This window comes from Klebsiella sp. GW_Kp181, from assembly GCF_040062315.1.
Taxonomy (GTDB): domain Bacteria; phylum Pseudomonadota; class Gammaproteobacteria; order Enterobacterales; family Enterobacteriaceae; genus Klebsiella; species Klebsiella oxytoca.
This window is the reverse complement of sequence record NZ_JBEAFR010000058.1, coordinates 36,477-52,679: the sequence shown is the minus strand read 5'-3', so window position 1 is coordinate 52,679 and position 16,203 is coordinate 36,477. Positions and strand designations below refer to the sequence as shown.

General features: G+C 57.8%; 14 protein-coding genes. 6 read left to right on the top strand and 8 right to left on the bottom strand.

The genetic code is table 11. The features are described 5' to 3' along the window. The first annotated feature begins 591 nt into the window (after positions 1–591). Both ABLV11_RS14330 and fumA read left to right on the top strand, forming a co-directional pair. Entirely contained in the window at positions 592–2,097 is a 1,506-nt protein-coding gene (locus tag ABLV11_RS14330) for an anion permease (protein WP_017145769.1), read from the top strand. A 52-nt stretch (positions 2,098–2,149) separates the two neighbouring features. Continuing rightward, a complete protein-coding gene (gene fumA / locus ABLV11_RS14325) occupies positions 2,150–3,805 on the top strand; it encodes a class I fumarate hydratase FumA (protein WP_224330196.1) in 1,656 nt (551 codons plus the stop codon). Positions 3,806–3,888: 83 nt separating this feature from the next. Here fumA and pcaC read toward each other — a convergent pair whose 3' ends face one another. The 6 genes from pcaC to ABLV11_RS14295 are packed head-to-tail and all read right to left on the bottom strand — an operon-like array spanning position 3,889 to position 8,950. Beyond that, positions 3,889–4,272 carry a 4-carboxymuconolactone decarboxylase gene (pcaC, locus tag ABLV11_RS14320; RefSeq protein ID WP_004113382.1) on the bottom strand — a complete coding sequence of 128 codons (384 nt, stop codon included), beginning with the start codon at positions 4,270–4,272 and terminating at the stop codon, positions 3,889–3,891. Continuing rightward, entirely contained in the window at positions 4,262–5,032 is a 771-nt protein-coding gene (pcaD, locus tag ABLV11_RS14315) for a 3-oxoadipate enol-lactonase (RefSeq protein ID WP_064407166.1), read from the bottom strand. The genes pcaC and pcaD overlap by 11 nt, the downstream gene beginning before the upstream one ends. Continuing rightward, entirely contained in the window at positions 5,022–6,374 is a 1,353-nt protein-coding gene (locus ABLV11_RS14310; protein ID WP_064407163.1) for a 3-carboxy-cis,cis-muconate cycloisomerase, read from the bottom strand. The genes pcaD and ABLV11_RS14310 overlap by 11 nt, the downstream gene beginning before the upstream one ends. Before the next feature lie 9 nt (positions 6,375–6,383). After that, positions 6,384–7,586 carry a 3-oxoadipyl-CoA thiolase gene (gene pcaF / locus ABLV11_RS14305; RefSeq protein WP_210615037.1) on the bottom strand — a complete coding sequence of 401 codons (1,203 nt, stop codon included), beginning with the start codon at positions 7,584–7,586 and terminating at the stop codon, positions 6,384–6,386. Positions 7,587–7,596: 10 nt separating this feature from the next. Further along, positions 7,597–8,253, bottom strand: coding sequence for a 3-oxoacid CoA-transferase subunit B (locus ABLV11_RS14300; RefSeq protein ID WP_004102554.1), 657 nt, complete (start codon positions 8,251–8,253; stop codon positions 7,597–7,599). A gap of 10 nt (positions 8,254–8,263) precedes the next feature. Continuing rightward, positions 8,264–8,950 (bottom strand): 3-oxoacid CoA-transferase subunit A, encoded by a 687-nt coding sequence (locus ABLV11_RS14295; RefSeq protein WP_004102556.1) that lies wholly within the window; start codon positions 8,948–8,950, stop codon positions 8,264–8,266. Positions 8,951–9,117: 167 nt separating this feature from the next. On the opposite strand from ABLV11_RS14295, the gene ABLV11_RS14290 reads away from it, so the two are divergent. Next, entirely contained in the window at positions 9,118–9,924 is an 807-nt protein-coding gene (locus ABLV11_RS14290; RefSeq protein WP_004102558.1) for an IclR family transcriptional regulator C-terminal domain-containing protein, read from the top strand. Here the strand turns inward: ABLV11_RS14290 and smrA are convergent. Then, complete coding sequence (gene smrA / locus ABLV11_RS14285) at positions 9,921–10,484, bottom strand: DNA endonuclease SmrA (protein ID WP_123829692.1); 564 nt, start codon at positions 10,482–10,484, stop codon at positions 9,921–9,923. The two genes, ABLV11_RS14290 and smrA, sit on opposite strands and share 4 nt — an antisense overlap. A 102-nt stretch (positions 10,485–10,586) precedes the next feature. After that, a complete protein-coding gene (locus ABLV11_RS14280; RefSeq protein ID WP_004102561.1) occupies positions 10,587–11,495 on the bottom strand; it encodes a LysR family transcriptional regulator in 909 nt (302 codons plus the stop codon). A gap of 166 nt (positions 11,496–11,661) precedes the next feature. On the opposite strand from ABLV11_RS14280, the gene ABLV11_RS14275 reads away from it, so the two are divergent. The 3 genes from ABLV11_RS14275 (at position 11,662) to abgT (ending at position 16,055) form a co-directional block, all read left to right on the top strand. Then, positions 11,662–12,972 (top strand): M20 family metallo-hydrolase, encoded by a 1,311-nt coding sequence (locus ABLV11_RS14275; RefSeq protein ID WP_024274262.1) that lies wholly within the window; start codon positions 11,662–11,664, stop codon positions 12,970–12,972. Next, a complete protein-coding gene (locus tag ABLV11_RS14270) occupies positions 12,972–14,417 on the top strand; it encodes a M20 family metallopeptidase (RefSeq protein WP_348855370.1) in 1,446 nt (481 codons plus the stop codon). The genes ABLV11_RS14275 and ABLV11_RS14270 overlap by 1 nt, the downstream gene beginning before the upstream one ends. A gap of 111 nt (positions 14,418–14,528) precedes the next feature. Continuing rightward, the gene (gene abgT, locus ABLV11_RS14265; protein ID WP_017145760.1) at positions 14,529–16,055 is read left to right on the top strand and encodes a p-aminobenzoyl-glutamate transporter; all 1,527 of its coding nucleotides are present in this window, start codon (positions 14,529–14,531) and stop codon (positions 16,053–16,055) included. Positions 16,056–16,203 lie beyond the last annotated feature (148 nt).

Genomic DNA, 16,203 nt, shown 5'->3' with positions numbered 1-16,203 from the left:
ATCAGGCGACGGAATTGTTTTTGCTTGTATTTAGTAATCCCTTAAGTCATGCCCATAATATAGCGATTTTTTTAGTTACCAAAGATATTACATTAGTTAAAAAACTATTTAATACCAGCAATAACACCAATACCTCCTTTGTATTATTAATTAAAAATAACTTATTCACAAAAACAGGACTAATCATAACAATCAGGAAACCATTGTTAACATAATCCCCCACCAGGAAACCAATAAATACACATATATTTCAACAAGATAAATTTAAATTACTTTATCGCGCTCAATTTATATTTAACATCTATCTATATTTCATACAAATAAACACCTCACTAAACAGGGTTATTAGAGATAATAAAAATTTGCTCAACAACCCGCTTTTTTTGATCTCAATCAATTGCAATACCGCATGAAAGCGCAATATATAAATAACCAATCTTTTTAATTTAGCGCCCAACAAAAAGCGTTAAATAATGGTCATCGGCATAACCAGAATCGACGATTAATAATTAAAGTAAGTTTTGCAACTAAAGAAATCGAAAGGTTGGTCGGTGACAAAACCTAATTTTTAACTACTTGCAGATACTCATTATGAAAGAGAAAAAGACAACCATACCGCCTGCCGGTGCAGCCCCCCAGGCTGCTTATAAACGTCTACTGATGATGGTGATGCCCATTATCGTTGCCGTCCTGCTGTTGTTCATCCCGGTGCCCGAGGGCCTGCCCCCTTACGCCTGGCACTACTTTGCCATTTTCGTCGGCGTCATCGTCGGTCTAATCTTTGAACCGCTGCCCGGCGCGGTCATCGGTATTACCGGCGTGGTGGTGATTGCCCTGTGCAGCCAGTGGCTGCTGTTCAGTCCTGAACAGCTCGCCGCACCCGGCTTTAAGCTTGCCGGCGCCTCCTTTAAATGGGCGGTGAGCGGTTTCGGTAACTCCACCGTGTGGCTGATCTTCGGCGCCTTTATGTTTGCCGCAGGCTACGATAAGACCCAGTTTGGCCGCCGTCTGGCGCTCATTCTGGTGAAATATCTTGGCCGCCGTAGCCTGACGCTGGGCTACGCCATCACCTTCGCCGATCTGCTACTGGCGCCGTTCACCCCCTCCAACACCGCGCGCAGCGGGGGGACCATCTACCCGATAATCGCTAACCTGCCCCCGCTGTACGGCTCGAAACCCAATGACCCAAGCGCGCGCCGCATCGGCTCCTACCTGATGTGGGTGGCGATCACCGCCGCCTGTATCACCAGCTCGATGTTTCTCTCCGCGCTGGCGCCGAACCTGCTGGCTCTGGCGCTGGTGAAAAGCATTGTTGGCATCAATATCTCCTGGGGCACCTGGTTTATCGCTTTCCTGCCGCTGGGTATCCTGCTGATTCTGGCAATGCCGCTGCTGGCCTACTGGTTCTATCCGCCAGAAGTCAAAGTCAACGATGAAGTGCCGCTGTGGGCCGCCCGCGAGCTGGAAAAACTTGGCCGCCTGTCGCGCAATGAAATCCTGCTGCTGGTCTTCGTCTGCTTCGCGCTGATGATGTGGATCTTCGCCGCCGAGTGGATTGAACCGGCGCTGGCCGCCCTGCTGGTTATCGTGCTGATGCTGTGGACCGGCGTACTCTCATGGAACGATATCACCAGTAATAAAGCGGCATGGAATACCTTCGCCTGGTTTGCGACCCTGGTGGCGCTGGCCGACGGTCTCTCCTCCACCGGCTTTATCGCCTGGCTGGGTAAAGAAGGCGGCGCGCTAATGAGCGGCATCTCTCCGGGCGTGGCTACCGTTATCCTCCTGCTGGCGTTCTATCTGCTGCACTATCTGTTTGCCAGTACCACCGCCCACACTACCGCGCTGCTGCCGGCGATGCTGACTATCGCCTCCACCATCCCGGGTATGAACATGCAGGTCTTCGTGCTGCTGATGGTGACCTCGCTCGGCGTGATGGGGATTATTACCCCCTACGGTACCGGCCCCAGCCCGATTTACTACGGCAGCGGCTATCTGCCGACCAAAGACTACTGGCGTCTTGGTACGATTTTCGGCGCCATCTTCCTGGCTGCCCTGCTGCTGATTGGCTATCCGTGGATGTCCATGATGTTCTGATTCATAACCGTCGGGGCCAACTCCGGCGGTTTTACTCTTAGGGAGCAAAGCAATGTCGACTAAACCTTTTGTCTATCAGGAAGCCTTTCCGTTAGCGCAAGATAAGACTGAATACTATCTGCTGAGCAAGGATCACGTTTCCGTGACCGAGTTCGAAGGCCAGGAGATCCTCAAAATCGATCCTCAGGCCCTCACTCTGCTGGCGCAGCAGGCCTTCCACGATGCGGCATTTATGCTGCGGGTGGATCATCAGAAACAGGTCGCGCAAATCCTTCTCGACCCTGAAGCCAGCGACAACGATAAATACGTGGCTCTGCAGTTTCTGCGCAATTCTGAAATCGCGGCGAAAGGCGTGCTGCCCACCTGCCAGGATACCGGTACGGCGATTATTATGGGCAAGAAAGGCCAGCGCGTATGGACCGGCGGCGGCGATGAGGAGGCCCTCGCCCGCGGGGTCTATAACACCTATACCGAAGACAACCTGCGCTATTCGCAGAACGCCGCGCTGGATATGTATAAAGAGGTCAACACCGGCACCAATCTTCCGGCGCAGATTGATCTCTATAGCGTTGACGGCGACGAATATAAATTCCTCTGTATGGCCAAAGGCGGCGGCTCGGCCAACAAAACCTATCTGTATCAGGAAACCAAGGCGTTAATCACCCCGGCGAAGCTGAAAAACTATCTCGTCGAGAAAATGCGCACGCTCGGCACGGCCGCCTGTCCACCGTACCATATTGCCTTTGTGATTGGCGGCACCTCGGCAGAGGCCACGCTGAAAACCGTTAAGCTGGCCTCAACGAAGTATTACGACGGCCTGCCGACCGAAGGCAACGAGCACGGCCAGGCCTTCCGCGATATTCAGCTGGAAAATGAGCTGCAGCTCGCAGCGCAAAACCTCGGCCTCGGTGCGCAGTTCGGCGGTAAATATTTCGCTCACGATATTCGCGTCATCCGCCTGCCGCGCCACGGCGCGTCGTGCCCGGTAGGCATGGGCGTCTCCTGTTCAGCGGATCGCAATATCAAAGCCAAAATCAACCGCCACGGTATCTGGATTGAGAAACTGGAGAGCAATCCGGGCCAGTATATTCCTGAACACCTGCGCCAGCAGGGTGAAGGCAGGGTCGTCAGCATTAACCTTAATCAGCCGATGAGCGAGATTCTGGCCCAGCTTTCCGCCCACCCGGTTTCAACGCGTCTGACGCTCAACGGTACCATTATTGTGGCCCGCGATATCGCCCACGCGAAGCTGAAAGAGCTTATCGATAACGGTGAGGAACTGCCGCAGTACGTTAAAGATCATCCGATTTACTACGCGGGCCCGGCGAAAACTCCGGAAGGCTATGCGTCAGGCTCCCTTGGCCCGACTACCGCTGGCCGTATGGATTCCTACGTTGATCTGCTGCAATCCCACGGCGCAAGCATGGTCATGCTGGCCAAAGGCAACCGCAGCCAGCAGGTGACCGACGCCTGCCGCAAGCACGGCGGTTTTTACCTCGGCAGCATCGGCGGCCCGGCTGCGGTACTGGCGCAGCAGAGTATTAAGAGCCTGGAGTGCGTGGCCTGGCCGGAACTGGGTATGGAAGCCATCTGGAAAATCGAAGTGGAAAACTTCCCGGCATTTATTCTGGTGGATGACAAAGGCAACGATTTCTTCCAGCAGATCCAGAATAAGCAGTGCGCGGGCTGTTCACAGCAAAGAGGGTGATATTACCCGCCCCTGGCGGCGGGTCACTGTCGAAGGCCGTCGCGTGACGGCCTGAGATGAGCGACAAACCTGCCGGGTGGCGGCTAAACAGCATCCATCTCATCAAACACCTGCTGCGCCAGATGCATCGTCGCGTTGGCCGCGGGCAGGCCGCAGTAAAGCGCGGAGTGCATAATTAACTCTTTTAACTCATCGCGGGTAACACCGTTATTAAACGCCGCCCGCAGATGCATTTTCAGCTCAGCCTCGCGATTCAGGGCAATCAGCATGGCGATGGTGATCATACTGCGGGTATGGTGATCGAGCCCCGGTCGGGTCCAGGTCTCTCCCCAGGCGTAGCGGGTAATGAAGTCCTGGAACTCTTCATTCAGCGGCGTCAGCTTTTGCAGCGTCTTATCGACATGCGTATCGCCAAGCACCTTGCGACGAACCGTCATTCCCTGCTGATAACGCTGTTTATCGTCCATGCTGTTGTTCCCCCTCAATAAAGCCCAGCAGCGCCGAGCTAAACGCCCGCGGCGCTTCGATATTCGATAAATGCGATGCCGCCAGCACCACTACCTCAGAGGCCGCGATCTGCTGATGCAGAAAGTTCGCATCGGCCACTGTCGTGACAGGGTCACTTTCACCGGCAACGATCAGCACCGGAACGGCAATCTGCCCGACCTCAGCGCGCAGATCGGCGGCGGCCAGCGCTTCACAGCAGGCCGCATAGCCTTCCGCATCGATATGGGTCAACTGGTGACAGAGCGCTGCCACCACTTCCGGCGTCTTCTGACGAAACGCGTGGGTAAACCAGCGATCCGCCGCGCCTGCGGCCACCACTTCCATACCTTCCTGACGCACCGCGCGGGCGCGCGACAGCCAGCTTGCCTGGTCACCAATACGCGCGGCGGTGTTGGCGACGACCAGCCCGTAAAAACGTTCCGGAGCAAAGCGTCCCAGCCACAGACCGGTCAGACCGCCCATGGAAATTCCGCAAAACCAGGCTTTGGCAATATTAAGATGATCGAGCAGCGCAACCACATCTTCGCCGAGCTGCGCCAGCGTCACTTTACCATTTTTACGCGTGGCGCCATGACCGTGGGTATCGTAGCGCAGCACGCGAAAATGCTGCGTCAACGCCTCGATCTGCGGCTGCCACATCGCCCGGGTGGTGCCCAGCGAGTTAGAGAGAACGATGACCGGCGCGTCTTGCGGCCCGTCAATCTGATAATCAACATTCAAGACGTTGCTCCTTATATCGCGCCACGACCTGGCGCACGAAGAGTGCTGAGCTGCCGGTCGCCGTTGCCGGGTCCAGCAGTTGGGTTAAGCGGCTGGCGGAGAGATGCTCGCTGACCAGCGGATCGTTTTCCAGCACGCTCAGCAATGAGCGAGACGTATCCAGCGCCTGACGACACAGCGCTTCAACCCGGTGATGGGCCTCGGCTTTACCGATAAATTCCGCCAGCGCCAGGGTAACAGCCTCAGCCATAATCAGACCGTGGGTCATCTCAAGGTCGGCGCGCATCTTATGCGCGAAGACCTGCATGTCGCTGACCAGCGCCTCGCTCTGCGTCAGCGCGCCGCCGACGAGGGTGATGAGCTCCGGCAGCGTTTCCCATTCCGCCTGCCAGCCGCCCAACGCCCGCTCATGCTGCTGGATCTGGCCAGCATACAGCGTCGCCACCAGGCCCGGCGTTCGCTGAGCGGCGGTCAAAATAGCGGCGCAGGAGATCGGGTTACGTTTGTGCGGCATGGTTGACGAACCGCCGCGCCCTTCGGCAACCGGTTCACCCACCTCTGCCACTTCGGTTTGCATCAGTAGAGAAAAATCATTCGCGAATTTACCCAGCGTACCGCATACGCCTGCGTACCATGCCCCGACTTCCAGCATCCGGTCGCGCTGGCTGTGCCAGGGCGCGTCCGGAAGCAGCAGGTCGAGCGCTTTCGCCAGCGCGGCGGCGATCGGCGGCGCCTGCGTTTTTAGGGAATCCAGGGTGCCCGCTGCGCCGCCAAACTGCAGCGCCAGCACCCTTGCCCGCATCTCTCGCAGACGCACCTGCCAGCGCAGCAGCGCATCCAGCGTCCCAGCAAGCTTCAGGCCGAAAGTGACCGGCAGCGCATGCTGCATCCAGGTACGGCCAGGCATCACCGTATCCTGATGGCGCTCCGCCTGACGGGCTAATGCGTCGAGCAGACGCTGTAACAGAGATTCCGTTTCCGCCAGCGCGCCGCGCAGCTGTAGAATAAAACCGGTATCGATAGCATCCTGGCTGGTGGCCCCCCAGTGCACGTAGCGCGCTGCCGCCTCATTCCGCTCTTTGACCCGAGCGGTCAGCTGTTTGACCAGCGGGATCGCCAGATTCCCGGCGCTGGCGGCGGCCTGCCCCAGCGCGGAAAAGTCGATTTTTTCGTGCCGGCAGCTCTCGATGATGGGATTGAGCGCCGTCTGCGGCACGAGGCCGCATTCGACCTCGGCGCGAACCAGAGCGGCCTCAAAGTCCAGCATCCCCTGCACCCGCTGTACATCGCTGAACCAGTCTGTCAGCGGGCTGGTACGCAGCATCGGGGTCAACAAACTCATTATGGCTCCTTAAACGCGTTCAATTATCAGCGCGATCCCCTGACCAACGCCGATACACATAGTGCATAGCGCATAGCGCCCGCCGGTACGACGCAGTTGATACGCTGCAGTCATTGCCAGACGACCGCCGGAGGCGCCCAGCGGATGACCGAGGGCAATCGCGCCGCCGTTAGGATTGACGTGCGCCGCATCGTCGGGCAAACCCAGATCGCGCGTGACCGCCAGCGCCTGAGCGGCAAAGGCTTCATTCAGTTCAATGACGTCCATCTGCCCAAGCGTTAACCCGGTTTGCGCCAGCACTTTACGCACCGCCGGCGCCGGACCAAATCCCATAATCCGCGGCGCAACGCCTGCCGTCGCGACGCCCACTACGCGCGCCAGCGGCTGTAAATCATTGGCGGTCAGCGCCTGCTCGCTGGCTAACAGCAGCGCACAGGCGCCGTCGTTAACTCCGGAGGCGTTGCCTGCCGTCACCGTACCGTCGGCGCGCACCACGCCGCGCAGCTTGGCCAGCGCCTCCGCCGTGGTGCTGCGCGGGTGCTCGTCGCGGCTAAAGAGTAGCGGTTCACCCTTACGCTGCGGCACCGAGACGGCGATCAGCTCGTCGGCAAATCGCCCCGCTTCCTGCGCCGCCGCCGTGCGCAGCTGGCTGCGCAGCGCAAACGCATCCTGATCGGCACGAGAAATGGCGAAATCACCGGCCACGTTTTCCGCCGTTTCCGGCATCGAATCCACGCCGTACAGCGCTTTCATCTGCGGGTTGATAAAGCGCCAGCCGATGGTGGTATCTTCCATCTGCATCGTGCGGCTAAAGGCGCTTTCGGCCTTGCCCATCACAAACGGCGCCCGCGACATGCTCTCCACGCCGCCGGCGACCATCAGCTGAGTTTCGCCGCTTTTAATCGCGCGCGCTGCGATGCCGATCGCATCGAGGCTGGAACCGCACAGGCGATTGACGGTACTGCCCGGCACGCTTTCCGGCAAGCCAGCCAGCAGCAGCGCCATCCGCGCGACGTTGCGGTTATCTTCACCCGCCTGGTTAGCGCAGCCATAAATCACATCATCAATGCGCGCCGGATCGAGGCCCGGGTTGCGCTCCAGCAGCGCCTTGAGCGGCAGTGCCGCCAGATCGTCGGCGCGTACGGTGGCAAGAGTACCGCCAAAGCGACCAAACGGCGTACGCACCGCATCACAGATAAATGCCTGATTCATCATAGGTTCCTTACGCGCTTTCCGCCAGTTGTGCAAAAGTCAGCGTCACCGGAGTGATGCGCTGCAGTTCCTCAAAAGAGAGGCCGTTAAAGATTTCCCGTACCACCGGGCCGCTTTCGCTGATATCGATGACCGCCAGATCGGTATAGATGCGGCTTACGCAGCCGACGCCGGTCAGCGGATAGGTGCAGTGCTCTACCAGCTTGCATTCACCGTCGCGGGTCAGATGATCCATCATCACGAAGACCTGACGAGCGCCAATGGCCAGATCCATCGCCCCGCCAACGGCAGGTATCGCGTCGGGCGCGCCGGTACTCCAGTTCGCCAGATCGCCGCTGGCGGAGACCTGGTAAGCGCCGAGTACGCAGATATCGAGATGACCGCCGCGCATCATGGCGAAGGAGTCGCCGTGATGGAAATAGCAGCCCCCCTCAAGCAAAGTCACATACTCTTTTCCGGCGTTAATCAGCTCCGGGTCCTCTTCCCCCGGTAGCGGTTTCGGCCCCATCCCCAGCAGGCCATTTTCGCTGTGCAGAAAGATTTCTTTATCAGCGGGAAGATAGTTAGCAATGCGGGTAGGCAAGCCGATCCCCAGATTGACATAAGCGCCTTCAGGTATATCGCGAGCCACGCGCTGGGCCATCTCATCGCGAGTCAGTTTTTGCATAACGGGGTCCTCAGGCGCTTTTAGCGGCAATCAGGTTTTCCAGGGAGAAGACGCGCTGAACAAAAATGCCCGGGGTAATGATGCTCTCCGGGTCAAGGCTACCGAGGGGCACCAGCTGCGAGACTTCCACGATAGTGGTTTTCGCGGCGGTCGCCATAATCGGGCCGAAGTTGCGCGCCGCCTTGCGGTATACCAGGTTTCCCCAGCGGTCGCCTTGATGGGCTTTGATCAACGCAAAGTCGGCCTTGATAGGATATTCGAGCACATAGTGACGCCCGTCGATCTCGCGAGTCTCTTTCCCTTCCGCCAGCGGCGTACCGTAGCCGGTTGGAGTGAAAACCGCGCCGAGGCCCGCCCCTGCCGCCTGAATACGCGCCGCGAGGTTCCCCTGCGGAACCAGCTCCAGCTCGACTTTGCCGCGTCGATAGAGGTCATCGAAAATCTGCGAGTCAACCTGCCGAGGGAACGAGCAGATCATTTTGCGCACCCGCCCGGCTTTCAGCAGCGCCGCCAGTCCCACTTCGCCATTGCCCGCATTGTTGTTGATAATGGTTAAATCGCGGGCCCCCTGTTCTATCAAGGCATCTATCAGGTACGTTGGCTGGCCGGCGGGGCCAAAACCGCCAATCATAATCGTCGCCCCGTCGTGGATCCCGGCGATGGCATCACTTAGCGTCGACACGCTTTTATCAATCATCAGGTCGCTCCCGTATGTGCGGTAATCGCACTTTTATTCGTTGTTCGCACAAAATGTGACCCGCTTAACGATGCTGGTCAAGGGCGATAATCGAAATATGGTGCGATAATCGAACATCGTGTATGTTTAGCGAAAGAATGTGATCGACGGCAAATTGGGAGAAGAAAATGGAGAAACATCCAGACGATTTATTGACCGGCGATAGCGAGCCGTTTAAGGGCGATCCCAACTTCATGGCCTCGCTGGCGCGCGGGCTGGAAGTGATCCAGGCGTTCACTCCGCAGCGCCCGCTGCTCTCTATTTCGCAAATCAGTCAAAAAACCGGCATTCCGCGCGCGGCGGTACGTCGCTGTCTGTATACGCTGAGCAAGCTGGGGTTTGTGTACGCCGAAGATGGTAAAAATTTCCAGCTGCGGCCGAAAATTCTGGCGCTGGGCCACGCCTGGCTGGCCTCCACGCCGCTGGCGCGCTCGGCGCAGCCGGTACTCAAGCATTTAAGCGAAATGCTCAATGAATCCTGCTCTATCGCCACCCTCGACGGCGACGATATTCTTTATATCGCCCGCGCCTCCAGCTCGCGAATTATGACCATCGACCTGGACATCGGCAGCCGCCTGCCGGCATGGGCAACGTCAATGGGGCGCGTGCTCCTGAGCTATCAGCCGGAAGAGAAGCTGAACGATATGCTGGGTCGGGTTACGATGATTCGCTACACCCCGCAAACCGTTGATTCGGTCGCCAGGCTGCGCGCTGAGCTCAAACGCGTACGTCAGCAGGGTTATGCGCTCAACGATCAGGAGCTGGAGATGGGGCTGCGCTCGCTGGCGGTACCGCTGTTTAATCCCCAGGGCCAGATTCAGGCGGCGCTGAACGTCGGGGTGCACGCCGGACAGGTTTCCGCCCAGGAGATGCTCGAACGCGTATTACCCGAGCTCCAGAAGGCAGCCCGGGAATTAACGCTGCTGATGCGCTAGCGGCTGCGCTTGGCGTGGCGCTCCCGGTTCTCCAGCTTAGCCTCGGGCGATTTTCGTAGAGCCACGTAACAGGCGCCGCTGCCGCCGTGGTGCGGTAGCGCCGCGCAGAACGCCTGGACTTCCGGTAGCTCCACCAGCCAGCGCGCCAGGTAGCTACGGATAATATTGGCGTGCGCGTTGTCGTCGCGCCCTTTGCCATGAACGATCAGCAGATTCCTCAGCCCCTCTTTTTGCGCCTGAACCACAAAAGCAAATAACATCTGTCGGCACTTTTCCACCGGCTGACGCAGCAGATTAAGGCTCGCCTGCTGGCCATATTTGCCGCGCCGGAGCTTCTCCAGCACGCCGCTTTGCAGCCCTTCGCGTTTAAACTCCAGCGCGGTGGCCAGCGGCACGATATCGAGATAACCGGTGGTCAAAAAGTTATCCAGCTGCAGGGTGTCAACCCGCTGTACGACGCGGGTTTTCCGCTCGGGATGCCAGTGAACATCGTTGTTGCGTTTCAGAGGCTGAACGTCCTCCATGGCGCCAAGAAATAGGGATTTGTCGTCAAGGTTCATGCGCGTTCCTCCAGCTACTACCGGGAGGGTACTATAGCCGCCTCACGACGCCTCCTCAACGCGTTTAGCCATTTATGCTGGCAAATCGGAGGCCCGAGGCGATTAGGGAAACAGTTGACGGCTTTGGCGACGAAACAGGGTGATTAATGATGCCGTCAAAGGCGTTTGCCGCATATCGCGGCGCTGAATCAGATAGTAGGTGGCTTTGGGTAATGCTTCGCAGATGGGGATCATCACCAGCTTATCCGCCATCATCGGGTCGTTACCCAGTTCTACCGGCAGAATGCTGAGAAAATCGCTTTTCACCACCAGACTGATGCACGAAGAGAAAGTCTCGCAAACGATATCCACTTTCGGCGCCAGTCCGGCCTGGTTAAACATTTCCTGTAACTGTTTGAAATAGCTGCCACGCGGCGTCGGCATCGTCCAGTGATGTTCGAGCAACGCCTTGAGTGAAGTCGCTTTTGCCGCCGGGTGACCGGCGCGGGCGAATACCGCAAAGGGTTTCTCAAATAGCTTCTCAAAACTGAATTCATGATCGTACGGACCGGGATAGTAAGTATTGATAGTGAAGTCCAGCTCACCCTGCCGCAGTTCATTAATCATCGCCAGCAGCTGACCTTCCATAATCCGCACCTTCACCAGCGGATGCTGCTGATGAAAACGGCAAATGACCGAAGGCATCAGCGATCGCGCTACGCTGGCGCCAAGGCCGATATTAATCTGCCCGGCCTTTTCTCCCTGGCGCTGCAGCAACTCATCCTGCGCCGCCCGTAGCTCTTCCAGAATCAGGCTCGCATGTTGATAAAAGCTTTCGCCGTTTTCAGTCAGCGCCACCCCCTGGCTACGGCGCACAAACAGCTGTGCGGAGAGCCCTTCTTCCAGCTCTTTAATCGCTTTAGTTAATGCCGGCTGCGAAATCGCCAACGCCCGACTGGCGCCGCGAATACTGCCTTCACGCGCGACCTCAACAAAGGCGCGAATCTGATGAAATTTAATCTGAAATGACATATCGCAAGTGATAACCAATGTTTATCAGACAGAAGAAAATGACATCTACTGTAATCGATCATGCTGTGGCAGGTTAAGGGTGAGTATGCATGAAAGGGCATAGCGATAAGCAAACGCTATCACTTCGTGAACACTATCACAGTTTTTGATTATGACAGGAAAGGTTATGCCGCAACTTAATGAATTCATCCGCCAGCTGGCGCCAAAAATGATCGAATGGCGTCGCGATTTTCACCTGCATGCGGAATCCGGCTGGCTGGAGTTCCGCACTGCCAGCAAGGTGGCGGAGATATTAGACGCTCTGGGTTATCAGCTGGCGCTGGGGCGCGACGTTATCGATGCCGATAGCCGTATGGGGCTGCCTGATGAAGAGACGCTGGCGCAGGCGTTCCAGCGCGCTCGCGCCCAGGGTGCACCGGGGCGCTGGCTACCTGCGTTTGAAGGCGGCTTCGCCGGGGTGGTAGCGACGCTCGACACCGGGCGGCCCGGGCCGACTTTGGCGTTTCGCGTCGATATGGATGCGCTCGATCTCAACGAGCAGCACGACGATAATCATCGTCCGCATCGCGATCGTTTTGCCTCCTGCAACGAAGGCATGATGCATGCCTGCGGCCACGACGGTCATACCGCAATCGGCCTGGGGCTGGCGCACGTGCTCAAGGAATATGCCGCGCAGCTCAACGGGACGATTAAGCTGATTTTCCAGCCGGCAGAAGAAGGTACCCGCGGCGCTCGCGCCATGGTGGCGGCGGGCGTACTTGATGACGTGGACTACTTCACCGCCATTCATATCGGTACCGGCGTCCCTGCCGGCACCGTCGTTTGCGGCGGCGATAACTTTATGGCCACCACCAAATTCGATGTGCAGTTCAGCGGCGTCGCCGCCCACGCTGGCGGTAAACCTGAAGATGGACGTAATGCGCTGCTGGCTGCGGCTCAAGCCGCCCTTGCCCTGCATGCCATCGCGCCACATAGCGCCGGGGCATCAAGGGTTAACGTCGGCGTCATGCAGGCCGGTACCGGGCGTAACGTAGTTCCCTCCTCCGCGCTATTAAAAGTCGAAACCCGGGGCGAAACCGACGCTATTAACCAGTACGTATTTGAGCGGGCCAAGCAGGCTATCGCCGGCGCGGCGACGATGTATGCAGCCAGCTACCAGCTGCACCTGATGGGCGCGGCCACCTCCAGCGCCCCGTCGCCGGCGTGGGTGGACTATCTGCGTCAACAGACAGCGCAGGTCCCCGGCGTTAAGCAGGCCGTCGATCGTATCGCTGCCCCGGCGGGTTCCGAAGATGCCACCCTGATGATGGCCCGGGTCCAGGAGCGCGGCGGTCTCGCCTCATACATGATATTCGGCACGGAACTGAGCGCTGGCCACCACAACGAAAAATTCGATTTCGACGAAAGCGTGATGACCCAGGCCGTCGCCACGTTAGCGCGCATCGCCCTGAACTTTCCCTGGCAGCGAGGTGTGTAATGGAACAGGTTTATCAATTTGTCGATGACATTATTGAGGGGCGGCGCAACGATTTTTGCGCCATTGCCGATGATATCTGGGATCATCCGGAAACCCGCTTTCAGGAGTTCTGGTCCGCCGCGCGTTTGGCCGATGCGCTGGAAGCGGAAGGTTTTCAATTGACCCGCAATGCGGGCGGGATCCCCAACGCCTTTATCGCCAGCTTTGGTGAAGGCCAACCGGTAATTGCCCTGCTCGGCGAATTTGACGCCCTGGCGGGGCTCAACCAGCAGGCTTACTGCGCAGCGCCCGCATCTCCAACGCCGGGGGAAAACGGCCACGGGTGCGGGCATAACCTGCTTGGTACGGCGGCTTTCGCCGCGGCGGTCGCCGCCAGGAACTGGCTGCTGCAACAAGGCGGCGTCGGCACGCTTCGTTTCTACGGATGTCCCGGCGAGGAAGGCGGTTCCGGGAAGACCTTTATGGTCCGCGAGGGGTTATTCGATGACATCGACGCCGCCCTGACCTGGCACCCGGAAGCCTGGGCCGGGATGTTCAGCACCAGTACCCTTGCCAACATTCAGGCGGCATGGCGGTTTACCGGCACCGCGGCGCACGCGGCAAACTCTCCGCATCTTGGCCGCAGCGCGCTGGATGCCGTGACGCTGATGACCACCGGCAGCAACTTCCTTAACGAACATATTATCGAAAAGGCGCGGGTGCACTACGCCATCACCGATACCGGCGGCGTCTCTCCTAACGTTGTTCAGGCGCAGGCGGAAGTGCTGTATCTCATTCGCGCCCCGGAAATGGCCGACGCACAGCAAATCTTCGCCCGGATCGAAAAAATCGCCCAGGGCGCCGCGCTGATGACCGAGACCAGCGTCAGCTGTCGCTTCGAAAAAGCCTGTTCCAGCTATCTCCCCAACCGCACCCTGGAAGCGGCGATGTATCAGGCGGTATGCCATTACGGCACGCCGCACTGGAGCGAGGAAGAGCGCGCTTTCGCCGCCGAAATTCGCGCGACCTTAAGCGCTAACGATATTCATAACAGCCTGAAAAACATTGCCGATACCAGCGGAGACAAGGGGAAAGCATTCGCCCGCCGCCACCGCGAGACGATCCTTATCGATGAAGTGGCGCCGTGGGCGGCTACTGATAACATCCTTGCGGGCTCTACCGACGTCGGCGACGTAAGCTGGAAAGCTCCCGTAGCCCAATGCTTCAGCCCCTGCTTTGCCGTCGGGACGCCGCTGCATACCTGGCAACTGGTGAGCCAGGGCAGAACCTCCATCGCTCACAAAGGGATGCTTCTGGCGGGGAAAATACTGGCTGCAACGGCCATTCGTTTGTTCAGCGACAGGTCGCTACTGACTACCAGTCAGCAGGAACTGGCACAGGTTTTAGCCGAAAGGCCCTACCGGTGTCCGATCCCGCAGGACGTTAAACCTTCGATTTTAAAATAATAAAAGACCTCCGGATGGAGTACAGCAACGCGTTAAGCGCAAAAAAACAACTGCTGACACGCCCTGGGGTTAAGAGACAAACAACACAACAACGACAACTGAGGAACGCCCATGAGTATGTCATCCATACCGTCGCCTTCCCCCACCGGTAAGCTCTATGGCTGGGTTGAAAAAATTGGTAATAAGGTCCCGCATCCGTTTTTACTGTTTATCTATCTGATCGTGGTATTAATGGCCGCCACCGCCATCCTGTCGGCGCTGAACGTCAGCGTCCAGAACCCCACCGACGGCTCGCGAGTGGTGGTGAAAAATCTGCTCAGCATTGAAGGATTACATTGGTTTTTGCCGAACGTGATTAAAAACTTCAGCGGTTTCGCGCCGCTGGGAGCCATTCTGGCTCTGGTTCTGGGGGCTGGATTTGCTGAACGAGTGGGCCTGCTGCCTTCGCTGATGGCAAAAATGTCATCACACGTTAGCGCCCGTTACGCCAGCTATATGGTGCTGTTTATCGCCTTCTTTAGCCATATCTCTTCCGATGCCGCGCTGGTGATTATGCCGCCGTTAGGCGCCCTGATGTTCCTCGCCGTCGGCCGCCACCCGGTTGCCGGGCTGCTGGCGGCAATCGCCGGGGTCGGCTGCGGCTTCACGGCCAACCTGCTCATCGTCACCACCGATGTCCTGCTCTCAGGAATCAGTACCGAAGCGGCCAAAACCCTTGACGCCTCGCTGCACGTCAGCGTGATCGATAACTGGTACTTTATGGCAACTTCGGTGATCGTTCTCACTCTGGTCGGTGGATTGATTACCGATAAGCTGGTCGAGCCGCGCTTAGGTCAATGGCAAGGCAAAAGCGATGAAACGCTGCAATCGTTAACGCCAGAACAGCGCTTCGGCCTGCGCGTGGCCGGTATTGCCGCGCTGTTATTCATGGCGGTCATCGCGCTGATGGTCGTGCCGGAAAACGGTATTTTGCGTGACCCCATTAAGCATACCGTGATGCCTTCGCCATTTATAAAAGGGATCGTCCCGCTCATCATCTTTTTCTTCTTCGTCGTCTCACTGGCTTACGGCATTGCCACCGGCAAAATTCGCCGCCAGGCCGATCTGCCTCCGCTGATGATTGAACCCATGAAAGAGATGGCAGGTTTTATCGTGATGGTCTTCCCGTTGGCCCAGTTCGTCGCCATGTTTAACTGGAGCAATATGGGAAAATTTATGGCCGTCGGTTTAACGGACCTGCTGGAGAGCGCGGGAATGAGCGGCGTGCCGGCGTTCGTCGGCCTGGCGCTGCTATCCGCCTTTTTGTGTATGTTCATCGCCAGCGGTTCGGCAATCTGGTCGATTCTGGCGCCGATCTTCGTGCCGATGTTTATGCTGCTGGGCTTTCATCCGGCATTCGCGCAAATTCTGTTTCGTATTGCCGACTCATCGGTGCTGCCGCTGGCGCCGGTATCGCCGTTTGTGCCGCTATTTCTCGGCTTCTTACAGCGCTACCGGCCCGAGGCTAAACTGGGGACCTACTACTCGCTGGTCTTGCCTTATCCACTCATTTTCCTTGTCGTCTGGCTACTGTTGCTGGTGGTCTGGTATCTCGCGGGACTCCCTATCGGTCCGGGTATTTATCCGCGATTGCCTTAACGTCGCCAAAGGCCAGGGAAGGCCGCCAAACGTTAGCGCCAGGTTGTGCGGTTACGGATAACTTTATACAGGCCCTCAATCGCCAAAGAGATCAGATGAATTGCTAAGCCGCTGATAATCACTACTACAACGCCAGTCATCATATATT

Bases quoted from the DNA above. Each gene is read 5' to 3' on its own strand.
- ABLV11_RS14330 (WP_017145769.1), top strand. From the start codon at position 592: ATGAAAGAGAAAAAGACAACCATACCGCCTGCCGGTGCAGCCCCCCAG.
- fumA (WP_224330196.1), top strand. From the start codon at position 2,150: ATGTCGACTAAACCTTTTGTCTATCAGGAAGCCTTTCCGTTAGCGCAA.
- pcaC (WP_004113382.1), bottom strand. From the start codon at position 4,272: ATGGACGATAAACAGCGTTATCAGCAGGGAATGACGGTTCGTCGCAAG.
- ABLV11_RS14310 (WP_064407163.1), bottom strand. From the start codon at position 6,374: ATGAGTTTGTTGACCCCGATGCTGCGTACCAGCCCGCTGACAGACTGG.
- pcaF (WP_210615037.1), bottom strand. From the start codon at position 7,586: ATGAATCAGGCATTTATCTGTGATGCGGTGCGTACGCCGTTTGGTCGC.
- ABLV11_RS14300 (WP_004102554.1), bottom strand. From the start codon at position 8,253: ATGCAAAAACTGACTCGCGATGAGATGGCCCAGCGCGTGGCTCGCGAT.
- ABLV11_RS14295 (WP_004102556.1), bottom strand. From the start codon at position 8,950: ATGATTGATAAAAGCGTGTCGACGCTAAGTGATGCCATCGCCGGGATC.
- ABLV11_RS14290 (WP_004102558.1), top strand. From the start codon at position 9,118: ATGGAGAAACATCCAGACGATTTATTGACCGGCGATAGCGAGCCGTTT.
- smrA (WP_123829692.1), bottom strand. From the start codon at position 10,484: ATGAACCTTGACGACAAATCCCTATTTCTTGGCGCCATGGAGGACGTT.
- ABLV11_RS14280 (WP_004102561.1), bottom strand. From the start codon at position 11,495: ATGTCATTTCAGATTAAATTTCATCAGATTCGCGCCTTTGTTGAGGTC.
- ABLV11_RS14275 (WP_024274262.1), top strand. From the start codon at position 11,662: ATGCCGCAACTTAATGAATTCATCCGCCAGCTGGCGCCAAAAATGATC.
- ABLV11_RS14270 (WP_348855370.1), top strand. From the start codon at position 12,972: ATGGAACAGGTTTATCAATTTGTCGATGACATTATTGAGGGGCGGCGC.
- abgT (WP_017145760.1), top strand. From the start codon at position 14,529: ATGAGTATGTCATCCATACCGTCGCCTTCCCCCACCGGTAAGCTCTAT.